The sequence below is a fragment of the Mesorhizobium sp. M0317 genome, from assembly GCF_040321555.1.
GTDB lineage: Bacteria > Pseudomonadota > Alphaproteobacteria > Rhizobiales > Rhizobiaceae > Mesorhizobium.
The window spans coordinates 1-12,081 of record NZ_JAMYRV010000052.1 but is presented as its reverse complement, the minus strand read 5'-3'; the positions used below and the strand labels follow the sequence as shown (position 1 = coordinate 12,081).

The window sequence follows — 12,081 nt, the reverse complement described above, 5'->3', positions numbered from 1 at the left end:
GAAAAGCGAATCTACCCACAAGCTATCGAATCGGTCGTCATGCCGGAGCCTTTCGGCAAGCAGAGCTTCGACGACGCCAAAAAGGCCGTGGCCGCCTTGCAGGTGCTCTACGACCGCAACACCAAGTTTCTGCGCGACTCCTTTGCCACGCTTGCCGCCGGCGGCGACGAAAGCAAGCGCTACCGCGCCTTCTACCCGGAGATCGGCGTCACCACCAATTCGTTCACCCAGATCGACTCGCGCCAGGCTTACGGCCACATGCCGACCCCCGGGCATTTCTCGACCACCATCACCCAGCCGGTGCTGTTCGAACGCTATCTCGTAGAGCAGCTTCGCCTGATCATGCGCAATCACGGCGTGCCGGTAACGGTTTCGGAATCGACCACGCCGATCCCGCTGCATTTCGCGTTCCTTGAAGGAACCCATGTCGATGGCGCCGCCGCCGACCGCATCAAACGGCCGATCCGCGACCTGTTCGACGTGCCGGATCTTGACGGCACCGACGACCAGATCGCCAACGGCACCTTCGAGGTCGCGTTCGGCGAACCAAGGCCGCTGGCGCCGTTCACGGCGCAGCGCATCGACTATTCGCTGCACCGCATGACGCACTACACGGCGACCAGCCCGCAGCATTTCCAGAACTTCGTGCTGTTCACCAACTACCAGTTCTACATCGACGAGTTCGTCGCCCGCGCGCGGGCCCAGATGGCTGAAGGCGGCCACGGCTATACCGAATTCGTCGAACCGGGCAATGTCATCACCAAGGCAGGGCAAAACGCACCCAGCGAAGGCGTGGCGGCGCCGCGCCTGCCTCAGATGCCAGCCTATCATCTGAAGAAGCCGAACCATGGCGGCATCACCATGGTCAACATCGGCGTCGGCCCGTCCAACGCCAAGACGATCACCGACCATGTCGCGGTGCTGCGGCCACATGCATGGCTGATGCTCGGCCATTGCGCCGGCCTGCGCAACACTCAGGCGCTGGGCGACTATGTGCTGGCGCATGCCTATGTCCGGGAAGACCATGTGCTGGACGATGACCTGCCGGTGTGGGTGCCGATACCGCCGCTGGCCGAGATCCAGGTGGCGCTGCAGGAGGCGGTCGCCGAAGTCACCGGACTTTCCGGCTACGATCTCAAGCGCATCATGCGCACCGGCACCGTCGCCACCATCGACAACCGCAACTGGGAACTGCGCGACCAGCGCGGACCGGTGCAGCGGCTGTCGCAGTCGCGCGCCATCGCGCTCGATATGGAATCGGCCACGATCGCCGCCAATGGCTTCCGCTTCCGCGTGCCCTACGGCACGCTGCTTTGCGTCTCCGACAAGCCGCTGCATGGCGAGTTGAAGCTGCCCGGCATGGCGACCGAATTCTACAAGCGGCAAGTGGCGCAGCATCTGACCATCGGCATCAAGGCGATGGAGAAGCTGGCGGAAATGCCGATGGAACGGTTGCATTCGCGCAAGCTGAGAAGCTTTTCGGAGACGGCCTTTCAGTAGACCGGCTTGCCGTAAATGTTTGCCGCGAGGCGTTTCGTCATCTTGATTGGGCCGCATTTCAGCCGATAAAGGCCTGATACCTCGGCAATGTATTACCCGGTCTATGGGCAAAACCCGGTCTGATGGCACGCGTGCGAAAGATGATGGCTTCAATGGCGTTCCTGGCAATGCTCGGCCTCTCGGCCGCGCTTGTAGCCGGGTTCTTTGGCGCACTGCATCCGGCCTTCGATTCCTTCGCCCATTTCCGCATCCATTTTGCCGTGCTGATGGGGCTGATTGCGCTGCCGCTGCTCGCCACCTCGTTTCGCCTGCAGGCGGGCGTGGGCCTGCTGCTGGCCGTGGCCGCCTTCGCCAGCACGTTGAGCACCTTGCCGCGCCTGTGGCCGGTGCAGGCCGCCAATGACGCCGCGCCCGGCAACGAACCGGTTTACCGGCTGCTGCAGATGAACCTGCGTTTCAACAATCCGACACCCAAGAAGGTTCTTTCGCTGATCGCCAGGACCAACCCAGACGTGATCACGCTCGATGAAGTATCGGCCATGTGGGCGACCGAACTCGGCTATATCCAGAACGCCTATCCCTATCGCATCCTGTGCGCCCATCCCGACGGCGTGTGGGGCGTGGCGCTTTTGTCCCGGCGACCTTTTGCGGCCGGCACCGAGCCGCATTGCGAACCGCGCGGCGCGATGGCGGCCGCCACCGTCGATTTCGGCGGCACTCCGGTCGATGTCGCGGCGATCCATTTGAGCTGGCCGTGGCCGAAGGAACAATACTGGCAGATCGGCGAGTTGACCGAGACGCTCACCTCGCTCGGCGAGACGGCGATCATGGCCGGCGACTGCAACGCCGTGCCGTGGAGCGCCGCGGTACGGCGCGTTGCCTCGCTCGGCGGACTGACCGTGATGCCGTCGGCCGGACCGACCTGGATCCACCGGACCCTGCCCGATTTCCTGCGGCGCTATGCGGGCCTGCCGATCGACCAGGTGTTTTCGAAGGGCGGGGTGACCATCCTGTCGTCGACGCAGATGGAAGAGACCGGCTCCGACCATCTGCCGGTGATGGTGGAATTTTCATTGATGCGCGACGAGACCAAGCCGGTCGACGAGGATTCTACCGCGACTGTGTCGCTGATCCAGCCCAGCATGGGCGGCTAGATCGTACGCCACGGGGCTTACGGTTTCACAAGCCTACCAAGGCCTCGATGATGCGCTCGACATGGCCGCCTTCACTGTGCTCGCGCGCGTCGAAGGCGATCTGTTTTGCCTCATAGAGCTTGGAAGTGGCTTGCAAGCGCCGCGTGGCTTCGACGCGCGTTTTGTTGCATTGTGGATCGTTGGCAAATTTCAGGCCGCGAACCGACCGCTCGGCAGCCTGCATCATCTGCCCGGCGATACGGCCATGGGTTCCTTCATGAGCGAGAACGCCTGTGAAAAACCGGTTCCAGCGTTTGCGTAGCGCCGGCGTGACGGCCGAGGCGACGCGCGGGTAGGTGTAGGCGATGTTGAGCGTTCCATTGGCCTGGCGCAGGCGGCAGACGCCGTTGACCTGACCCACGTCCAGGCTCCAGTCGGCGGTGTAGCTTGTCTGCGCGATGGCGTGGGTCATGAAACCGTGCTTGGGGCCCCTGCGGTTCATGGCGATAACCAGACCGGCACCTGTCATGCCGGTGATGTCATAGGTTCGCGTCTTGACGACGGTTTTCACCCCCGCCGACGCCGTCCCGACGACGCCGCAGGCCGCGCTTATGACGGCGACGCAAAACAAGACCAACACGCGCATGCCATTTTCCCCATGGACGCGGCAATGAGACCACAAGCAGACGACGGTTTCAACAATCTTTGGCGCCGAGCGCCTTACATGCCTTGGTAAACCCGGCCATCGCCGCCATTTTTGCTGGTTGAGACGGCCCCGGTCGGTGAGGCTCACATGCTCTGATAGACCGGGCCTTCGCCGCCTTGTGGCGGCACCCAGTTGATGTTCTGGTTGGGATCCTTGATGTCGCAGGTCTTGCAGTGCACGCAGTTCTGCGCGTTGATGACGAAGCGCACATCCTTGGCAGACGGATCGGCGGCGGCGTTGCCGTCCTTGTCGACCCATTCGTAAACACCGGCCGGGCAATAGCGGGTCGAAGGCCCGGCAAAGACATCATGCTCGGAACGCTTCTGCAACTCCATGTCGCCGACGATGAGATGCACCGGCTCGTTTTCCTCGTGATTGGTGTTGGACAGGAACACCGAGGACAGGCGGTCGAAGGTCAGCACGCCGTCCGCTTTGGGATAGGCGATCTTCTTGTGCTTGGCCGCGGGCTCAAGCGTGGCATAATCGGCCTTGCCATGTTTCAGCGTGCCGAAGGGCGAGAAGCCGAACAGCGTGTTCAGCCACATGTCGAGACCACCGAGGCCGACGCCGATAATGGTGCCGAAGCGCGACCAGAGCGGCTTGACGTTGCGGACCTTCTTCAAATCCTTGCCGATATCGGTCGCGCGCCAGGCGTCCTCATAAGACGACAGTTCGTCATTGGCGCGGCCGGAGCCGATCGCTTGCGCGACATGCTCGGCCGCCAGCATGCCGGACAGCACCGCATTGTGCGAACCCTTGATGCGCGGCACGTTGACGAAGCCCGCCGCACACCCCATCAGCACGCCGCCGGGGAAGGAGAGTTTCGGCACCGACTGCCAGCCGCCTTCGGTAATGGCGCGCGCGCCGTAGCCGATGCGCTTGGCGCCCTCGAAGGTGCGCGATATCGCCGGATGCGTCTTGAAGCGCTGGAATTCCTCGAAGGGCGACAGCCAGGGGTTCTTGTAGTTGAGATGCAGGACGAAGCCGACCGCGACCTGGTTATCCTCGAGGTGGTAGAGGAAGGAGCCGCCGCCTGTCTTCAGGTCGAGCGGCCAGCCGAAGGAGTGCTGCACCAGGCCCGGCCGGTGGTTCTCGGGCTTGACCTGCCACAGCTCCTTGAGGCCGATGCCGTACTTGCCGGGCTCACGGCCGTCGGACAGTTTGTATTTTGCGATCAGCTGCTTGGACAGCGAACCGCGCGCGCCCTCGCCGATCAGCACGTATTTGCCCATCAGCGCCATGCCCGGCGCAAAGCCCGGGCCATGTGTGCCGTCTTTTTCGACGCCCATGTCGCCGGTGACGACGCCCGTGACCGCGCCGGCATCGTTGTAGACGAGGCTGGCGGCAGCAAAGCCCGGATAGATTTCGACGCCTAGCGCTTCAGCCTTGGTTGCCAGCCAGCGGCAGACATTGCCGAGCGAGACGATGTAGTTGCCGTGATTGTTCATCAGCGGCGGCATCAGGATATTGGGCAGACGGAACGAGCCGGCGGGGCCGAGCACCAGGAAATCGTCGGCCGTAACCGGCGTCTTGAAGGGGTGGCCATCTTCCTCGCGCCAGCCCGGCAACAGGCGGTCGACGCCTATGGGATCGACGACGGCGCCTGACAGAATGTGGGCACCAACCTCGCCGCCCTTTTCCAACACCACGACGGAAAGCTCGGGATTGACCTGCTTGAGACGGATCGCTGCGGCAAGGCCCGCCGGGCCGGCCCCGACGATGACCACGTCGAATTCCATGCTCTCGCGTTCGATCTCGCTCATCAACCCCTCCGCTCTGGCCAACCGTTTCCGGCATTTTGCTGGCTCCTGCGCTGCATAGCGCATCAATCCGCGACAGGAAACCGGCGCTGACGTGACAATGCCGATTTCGACAAAAAGTCGCGGATGACAACTCTGCCGCAAGCGTTTTGCGCGCGGCCGCGCTCAGCGTCCCATATTTTAATTGTTCGACGGCTCTCTTATCGGCCATACTTATTTCCATGCGCACGCCGTCCGGCTATTCATTGACGCGCTTCCCCCTTCCGCCCGGCCGGACCTGCCGAGCGATCCTTCTCGCCCTTTCAATGCTTACGCCGGTTCGCGCTCAGGCCGAGCCGGTGAAGGTGTGGGCGACCGGCGCCTATTCCTTTTCCGACGAGCTTGGCGGTTTCCACATCACCGGCGCCTCGGGCACCGGCACCAAGGAAGATCCGTTGGTCATCTCCGAGGAGCTGAATTCGTCGACGCCGGTGACGCTCACCATCCGCACCACCAAACCGATCCAGCCGTTCAGCACCAACGGCGAATTCGCCAACGGCATCCTGTACATGCGTATCGAGGTGCTCAACAACAGCGGCCAGGCCTGGGTCGAATTCCAGTTCGAGCTGCAGGAGATACTCAACCAGCCGAGCGTGTTCGGCGACGGCCTGTCCTTCGACCAGCGCAACAAGACGCCCGACAACATCCTGTCGAGCGCGTACGCCGATTTCGACCGCGATTTCGAACCCTATGACCGGCTCTTGTTCAAGAGTGGACAGATCGACCCGCTGAAGAGGGGACGCTTCGAGTTTCTGATCACCGACTACACGCCGCGCTGGACGTTCTATCTGGTGCAGGATCCGCGGATACCGACGGGGTAAGCGGCAGACGCCGTGAAAATCGCCACGAAATGCCCTTCGTGATTGGCGAAAGCCGACGAGCGCGTAATCTCCCTCCTTGAGGGGGAGATTACTAACCGCCCAACCTTGCAAATCGTCTCTCGGCGGACGAATGTGCCCGGTATGACTGCCGCCTCCCCCAACAACCGATCCGACCTGGCCGAGTTGCTCGCCTTCTACGCCTCTGCCGGTGTCGACGAAGCGTTGGAGGACGCGCCGGTGAACCGGTTTGCCGGGGCAGCACCGAAGCGCCCCGAGCGCACAACGGCGCCTGCCGCGCCGCCTCGCGAAAACAAGTTTCCGGAACAAGCCGCCGCCAGCCCCGGGCTGGACGCAAGCCGGGTGCCGGACGCGCCGGCCCGCTCCGTGCCTGCCATGGCGACCGTGCCAGACGAGGCGCAGGCGGCTCTTGCCAGGCAAATGGCGGCAAGCGCCTCGACGCTCGACGCGCTGCGCCAGCACATGGCGTCCTTCGACGGCTGCAACCTCAAATTCACCGCCAAGAACCTGGTCTTTGCCGACGGCAATCCGGAAGCGTCGGTGATGCTGGTCGGCGAGGCGCCCGGCCGCGACGAGGACATTGAGGGCCTTCCCTTCGTCGGCCGCTCCGGCAGACTGCTCGACCGCATGCTGGCGGCGATCGGGCTTGATCGCACCTCGGTCTATATCGCCAACGTCATTCCCTGGCGGCCGCCCGGCAACCGAACGCCGACGCCGCACGAGACCGAGATCTGCCGTCCGTTCATCGAGCGGCAGATCGAGCTGGTCAATCCGAGGGTGCTGGTCAATCTCGGCGGCCCATCAGCCAAAACCTTGCTCAACACGACCGAGGGCATCCTGCGCCTGCGCGGCAATTGGCGCGTCCACACCACGGCTTCCGGTGTCGCCATTCCGGCGATGCCGACGCTGCATCCGGCCTATCTCTTGCGGACCCCTGCGCACAAGAAGCTGGCCTGGCGGGACTTTCTCGAGGTGAAGGCGAAGTTGCGGGAGGTGGGCTAGCTGATCTCCCCCTTGAGGGCCCTTGGAGGGGGAGATGTCGCCGAAGGCGACTGTGGGGTCGTTGCGCGTGGAGCGCCAACGTCCATTTCCGTAAGAAGGTCGCATCCCGTCGAACCCCTTCTGGCCTGCCGGCCATCTCCCCCTCAAAGGGGGAGAAGATTTCGCCTCGGCCTCCGCTATAACCTCCGACGTAATTGAAATCCCTCTCCCGCCGCCTTAATCCTGCCCGATGACAACAGCCCAAACCTCCGCCGGCGGCCTGATCCGTGAATGGCGCACACGGCGGCGCATGAGCCAGCTCGACCTCGCCATGGAGGCCGAGATTTCGCAGCGGCATCTTTCCTTCGTCGAAAGCGGCCGCGCCGCGCCGTCGCGTGAGATGGTGCTGCATCTGGCCGAGCAGCTTGAGATTCCGCTGCGGCAGCGTAATCAGCTGTTGCTGGCTGCCGGCTTTGCCCCGAGCTTCAGCGAGCGGCCACTCACAGATACGACGCTGGCGCCGGCGCTTGCCGCGGTCGAGAGCGTGCTCAAAGGGCATGAGCCGTTCCCCGCCCTGGCCGTCGACCGGCACTGGAACCTGATTTCCGCCAATGCCGCCATCGGCCCGTTTCTGGCCGATGTTGCCGAGCCGTCGCTGCTCCAGCCGCCGGTCAATGTGCTGCGCCTCAGCCTGCACCCGAACGGCATCGCACCGCGCATCGTCAATCTCGCGGAATGGCGGGCGCATCTGCTGGAGCGGCTGAAACACCAGAACGATGCCGCCGGCGATCCCGTCCTGGTCGAGCTGGAGCGCGAATTGCGAACCTATCCGTCCGGGCTCAAGGGTGCGAGGCCGGTGCCGGTCGAGCCCAACGGCATCGTCCATCCGCTGCGGCTGGCGCATGGCGACCAGGTGCTGTCCTTCATCAGCACCATCACCGTCTTCGGCACGCCGCTTGACGTGACGCTGTCGGAACTGGCGATCGAGTCTTTCTTCCCGGCCGACGAGCAGACGCGAGCGGTGCTGGTGCGGCTGGCGAAGGAACGTGCGGAAGCTAACTGAGCCAACCCCGCGGACCTCCTCACCCCTGTGGTGGCGCTGCCTTGCGCGTTCGGGTGCGTTCCAGGCCGAGTTGGCGCTCGCGCCAGATGATGAACATGCCGGCGGCAACGACGATCACACCGCCGACGAGCGTGTTGATGGTGGCGATATCGCCAAAGGCGAAATAGCCGACGACGACACCGAGGATCATCGAGGTGTATTCGAACGGCGCCACCACCGAGGCCTCGGCGTGGCGATAGGCTGCCGTCATCAGGATCTGCGCCAGCCCGCCGCAGAAGCCTGCGGCGACCAGAAGGCCGGTCTGCAATAGCGTCAGCGCCTGCCAGCCGAAAGGCAGCGAAAACAGCGCCATGACGCTCGCCGTCGCCGAAAACCACAACACAATGGTCGCTGTCCGTTCGGTCTGAACCAGATTGCGCACGAGCAGGATGGCATTGGCGGAGATTGCCGCTGAGAAGAGAGCAGCGATGACGCCCAGCACCTCCTGGTCGCCGAGTGCGGCGCCCGACGTGAGCAGCGTCAGTTCCGGCCAGGAGATGATCAGCACGCCGACGAGACCAACCGCGACCGCGCTCCAGCGATAGATGCGGATGGCCTCGCCGAGGAAAAGCGAGGAGAACACCACCACCAGCAACGGCTGCGCATAGTTCAGCGTAATCGCCTCCGGCAGCGGCAGCCGGGTCAGCGCGAAGAAGCCGAGCCCCATGGCGCAAACGCCGACGACACCGCGCGCAATGTGGTTCAGCGGACGTTTGGTGGCAAACGCCGTACCCAGTTTTCTCCTGAAGGCCAGGAAGATAATGATCGGGAAGATGGCGAAGAAGGAGCGAAAGAAGACGATCTGGCCGGCCGGCAAGGTGCCGGCTGCCTTGATGCAGGTTTGCATGCCGACGAAGACCGCCACCGACATCACCTTGAGCATGATCCCGGTCAGCACACGCCCTGGATGATCGGACAGTTTCCCTGCCGCCTCGTCTCTCGGCCCTAAAGTCACGCCTCCGCCGCTTCCCGAATCGTTGCCCAGATATGTGTCGTAGGACGCAGCACAGAGGCACCCATGCCGAATTTCGGTGTGACGACGGTCATCAAGGCCTCGCGATGAAGATGGAAGGGGAACGCCGTGAAATAGGCATTGGCGCAGTTTTGTCGAGTGGCCGTTTCGTGTAAAGAGCGCGCAACTTTAGAGTAATGGGCCAGGACACGTCAGCGGCTCCGATAGCGACAGGGAAACCCAAGGGAATGCGAACCGATACCGGCCAGGTCTTCAAGCTCGAAGACTACCGCCCCAACGACTTTTCCATCCCGCAAACCGGCCTCACCTTCCGCCTTTCGCCAGACGCAACGCGTGTCACCGCAGTGCTGACGATCGAACGCCGCGATGGCGCCGCCGCCTCGACGTCGCTGGTGCTGGACGGCGACGGGCTGGTGCTCAAGCGCATTGCCATCGACGGTCGCGAGCTTGCCCCGGCCGAGTATCTCGCCACGCCGGACCAGCTGACCATTTTGAGGCCGCCGGCCCGTTTCCAGCTGCTGCTCGAGACCGAGATCGCGCCGGCCAGCAATGAGGCGCTGATGGGCCTCTACCGCTCCAGCAATGTCTATTGCACGCAATGCGAGGCCGAGGGCTTTCGCCGCATCACCTATTTCCTCGACCGCCCCGACATCCTGTCGGTCTATACCGTGCGTATCGAGGCGAGGCTGGACGAAGCGCCGCTGTTGCTTTCCAACGGCAATCCGGTCGAAAGCGGCGCGCTTGCCGACGGCTGGCACTTTGCAGTCTGGCACGACCCCTTCCCCAAGCCGTCCTATCTGTTTGCGCTCGTGGCCGGCAATCTCGGCAAGGTTGCGGACAGTTTCGTCACCATGTCCGGGCGCGAGGTCGAACTCGGCATCTATGTCGAGCCAGGCAAGGAGGGGCTTGCCGGCTACGCCATGGATGCGCTGAAGCGCTCGATGCAATGGGACGAGCAGGCCTTCGGCCGCGAATACGACCTCGACGTCTTCAACATCGTCGCCGTTTCCGACTTCAACATGGGGGCCATGGAGAACAAGGGCCTCAATATCTTCAACGACAAGTATGTGCTGGCCGACCGGGAAACCGCCACCGATGCCGATTTCGCCAATATAGAGGCGATCATCGCGCATGAGTATTTCCACAACTGGACCGGCAACAGGATCACCTGCCGCGACTGGTTCCAGCTCTGCCTCAAGGAAGGGCTGACGGTCTTTCGCGACCATGAATTCTCCGCCGACCAGCGCTCGCGCGCGGTCAAGCGCATCGCCGAAGTGCGCACGCTGAGGGCACACCAGTTCCCCGAGGACCAGGGACCGCTGGCGCATCCGGTGCGGCCGCGCCGCTACCGCGAGATCAACAATTTCTACACGGCGACGGTCTACGAAAAAGGCTCGGAAGTCGTGCGCATGATCCGCACTATCCTCGGGGCCGAGGCTTTCCGCACCGGCATGGACCTCTATTTCGAGCGCCATGACGGTGAGGCCGCGACGATCGAGGACTTCCTGAAGGTGTTCGAGGACGCCTCCGGGCGCGACCTGTCTCAGTTCGCGCTCTGGTATCACCAGGCGGGCACCCCGAACCTGACCGTCAGTTCGACGCACAATCCGGCGACGCGCGAGTTTACCCTCGAGATCGAGCAGTCGGTGCCGCCGACACCGTCGGAGAGCCGCAAGCGCCTGATGCACATTCCGCTCGCCTTCGGCTTGGTCGGCGCCGGCGGCGAACCGGTCGCCTATGGCGGCGTCGAAGGCGCCACCGTCGAAGACGGTGTCATCCATATCCGCAAGCGCCGACATATGGTGCGCTTCTCAGGCGTCGCCGAGCGGCCGGCGGTGTCGCTCAATCGCGGCTTTTCGGCGCCGATCACACTTTCGGTCGAGCAGAAGGCCGACGACCAGTTCTTCCTCGCCGGCCATGACAGCGATGCCTTCGCGCGCTGGCAGGCGTTCAACACGCTGCTCACCGATGCGCTGATAGCGGCCTTCCGCCAGATCCTCGGCGGCGCGAAGCCGGCTTTCACCGCCAGGCTGACCGGACTTGCCGGCAAGATCGCCGGCGACGAGACCCTGGAACCTGCCTACCGGGCGCTGGCGCTGTCACTTCCGGGCGAGGCCGACATTGCCCGCGACATCGGCACGAACATCGATCCCGACGCCATCTTTGCCGCTCGCGAGGCGTTGGCGCTGGCAATCGCGCGCGCCAATCAGCAAACGTTCACCGACCTATACGGCCGCCTCGCCGGCGACGGGCCGTTCAGCCCCGACGCGGCAAGTGCGGGACGCCGCGCGCTGCGCAACATCCTGCTCGACTACCTCTCGCTGCCGCCGGAAGGTGCTGCGCTCGCCGCCCGGCATTTCGAAACCGCGACCAACATGACCGACCGCGCCGCAGCGCTGACCGTCCTTGCGCACCGCCATGACGGTTCGCCGGAGGCGATCAAGGCGCTGGCCGATTTCGAGGCGCGTTATGGCGCCGATCCGCTGGTCATGGACAAATGGTTCCAAATCCAGGCCAGCGTGCCGGGACGCCGGACAGTCGACACGGTACGCGAGCTGACTGGTCACGCAGCTTTCTCGATGGCCAATCCGAACCGGGTGCGCTCGCTGGTCGGCACATTCGCCAGCGCCAACCAGACCGGCTTCCACCGCGCCGATGGCGAAGGCTACCGGTTTTTTACCCAGACCGTACTCGAGGTTGAAAAACGCAATCCGCAAGTGGCGGCCAGGCTGGCGACAGCGCTGCGCTCGTGGCGCTCGCTGGAGCCGGGCAGGCAAGCCAAGGCCAGGGAAGCGCTGCTGGCGATCGCCGGTGCCGAGAACCTGTCGGCGGATTTGCGGGACATTGTGGAGCGAACGCTGGCCTGATCCCTCCCCCTTGAGGGGACGGTGGACAGCCGCCGAAGGCGGATGGACGGGTGGGGTCGTTGCGGCAGTGCGCGACCTCGACCAACTTCGACCGTGATTGAGAGAGTCGAGCGCTTCGCCGAGGACCCCACCCGGCCCTTCGGGCCACCCTCCCCTCAAGGGAATCCCTCCCCTTGAGGGG

At 63.9% G+C, this 12,081-nt stretch carries 9 protein-coding genes; 6 read left to right on the top strand and 3 right to left on the bottom strand.

All coding sequences use genetic code 11. The annotated features are described in order from the left end of the window. Nucleotides 1–39: 39 nt before the first annotated feature. Nucleotides 40–1,500 carry an AMP nucleosidase gene (locus NKI88_RS27250; protein ID WP_023731828.1) on the top strand — a complete coding sequence of 487 codons (1,461 nt, stop codon included), beginning with the start codon at nucleotides 40–42 and terminating at the stop codon, nucleotides 1,498–1,500. A 140-nt stretch (nucleotides 1,501–1,640) separates the two neighbouring features. Beyond that, nucleotides 1,641–2,654: an endonuclease/exonuclease/phosphatase family protein gene (locus tag NKI88_RS27245; RefSeq protein WP_155922474.1), complete on the top strand. Its 1,014-nt coding sequence runs from the start codon at nucleotides 1,641–1,643 to the stop codon at nucleotides 2,652–2,654. Nucleotides 2,655–2,679: 25 nt separating this feature from the next. Here NKI88_RS27245 and NKI88_RS27240 read toward each other — a convergent pair whose 3' ends face one another. Then, complete coding sequence (locus NKI88_RS27240) at nucleotides 2,680–3,426, bottom strand: DUF922 domain-containing protein (protein WP_348524362.1); 747 nt, start codon at nucleotides 3,424–3,426, stop codon at nucleotides 2,680–2,682. After that, nucleotides 3,423–5,102, bottom strand: a complete 1,680-nt coding sequence (locus tag NKI88_RS27235) for an electron transfer flavoprotein-ubiquinone oxidoreductase (protein WP_023805715.1) — start codon at nucleotides 5,100–5,102, stop codon at nucleotides 3,423–3,425. The genes NKI88_RS27240 and NKI88_RS27235 overlap by 4 nt, the downstream gene beginning before the upstream one ends. Before the next feature lie 302 nt (nucleotides 5,103–5,404). On the opposite strand from NKI88_RS27235, the gene NKI88_RS27230 reads away from it, so the two are divergent. The 3 genes from NKI88_RS27230 (at nucleotide 5,405) to NKI88_RS27220 (ending at nucleotide 8,021) form a co-directional block, all read left to right on the top strand. Continuing rightward, entirely contained in the window at nucleotides 5,405–5,959 is a 555-nt protein-coding gene (locus tag NKI88_RS27230; protein WP_023698594.1) for a hypothetical protein, read from the top strand. A gap of 141 nt (nucleotides 5,960–6,100) precedes the next feature. Further along, nucleotides 6,101–6,979, top strand: a complete 879-nt coding sequence (locus NKI88_RS27225) for a uracil-DNA glycosylase (protein WP_352658500.1) — start codon at nucleotides 6,101–6,103, stop codon at nucleotides 6,977–6,979. A gap of 229 nt (nucleotides 6,980–7,208) precedes the next feature. Beyond that, nucleotides 7,209–8,021, top strand: a complete 813-nt coding sequence (locus tag NKI88_RS27220) for a helix-turn-helix domain-containing protein (protein WP_352658498.1) — start codon at nucleotides 7,209–7,211, stop codon at nucleotides 8,019–8,021. Nucleotides 8,022–8,040: 19 nt separating this feature from the next. Here NKI88_RS27220 and NKI88_RS27215 read toward each other — a convergent pair whose 3' ends face one another. After that, nucleotides 8,041–8,943 carry a DMT family transporter gene (locus NKI88_RS27215; protein WP_352546229.1) on the bottom strand — a complete coding sequence of 301 codons (903 nt, stop codon included), beginning with the start codon at nucleotides 8,941–8,943 and terminating at the stop codon, nucleotides 8,041–8,043. Nucleotides 8,944–9,260: 317 nt separating this feature from the next. On the opposite strand from NKI88_RS27215, the gene pepN reads away from it, so the two are divergent. Beyond that, the gene (gene pepN / locus NKI88_RS27210) at nucleotides 9,261–11,900 is read left to right on the top strand and encodes an aminopeptidase N (RefSeq protein WP_352658496.1); all 2,640 of its coding nucleotides are present in this window, start codon (nucleotides 9,261–9,263) and stop codon (nucleotides 11,898–11,900) included. Nucleotides 11,901–12,081: the final 181 nt, after the last annotated feature.

Excerpts from the sequence above, each read along its gene's own strand:
- NKI88_RS27220 (WP_352658498.1), top strand. The coding sequence starts at position 7,209 with ATGACAACAGCCCAAACCTCCGCCGGCGGCCTGATCCGTGAATGGCGC.
- pepN (WP_352658496.1), top strand. The coding sequence starts at position 9,261 with ATGCGAACCGATACCGGCCAGGTCTTCAAGCTCGAAGACTACCGCCCC.
- NKI88_RS27230 (WP_023698594.1), top strand. The coding sequence starts at position 5,405 with ATGCTTACGCCGGTTCGCGCTCAGGCCGAGCCGGTGAAGGTGTGGGCG.
- NKI88_RS27225 (WP_352658500.1), top strand. The coding sequence starts at position 6,101 with ATGACTGCCGCCTCCCCCAACAACCGATCCGACCTGGCCGAGTTGCTC.
- NKI88_RS27215 (WP_352546229.1), bottom strand. The coding sequence starts at position 8,943 with ATGCTCAAGGTGATGTCGGTGGCGGTCTTCGTCGGCATGCAAACCTGC.
- NKI88_RS27245 (WP_155922474.1), top strand. The coding sequence starts at position 1,641 with ATGATGGCTTCAATGGCGTTCCTGGCAATGCTCGGCCTCTCGGCCGCG.
- NKI88_RS27235 (WP_023805715.1), bottom strand. The coding sequence starts at position 5,102 with ATGAGCGAGATCGAACGCGAGAGCATGGAATTCGACGTGGTCATCGTC.
- NKI88_RS27250 (WP_023731828.1), top strand. The coding sequence starts at position 40 with ATGCCGGAGCCTTTCGGCAAGCAGAGCTTCGACGACGCCAAAAAGGCC.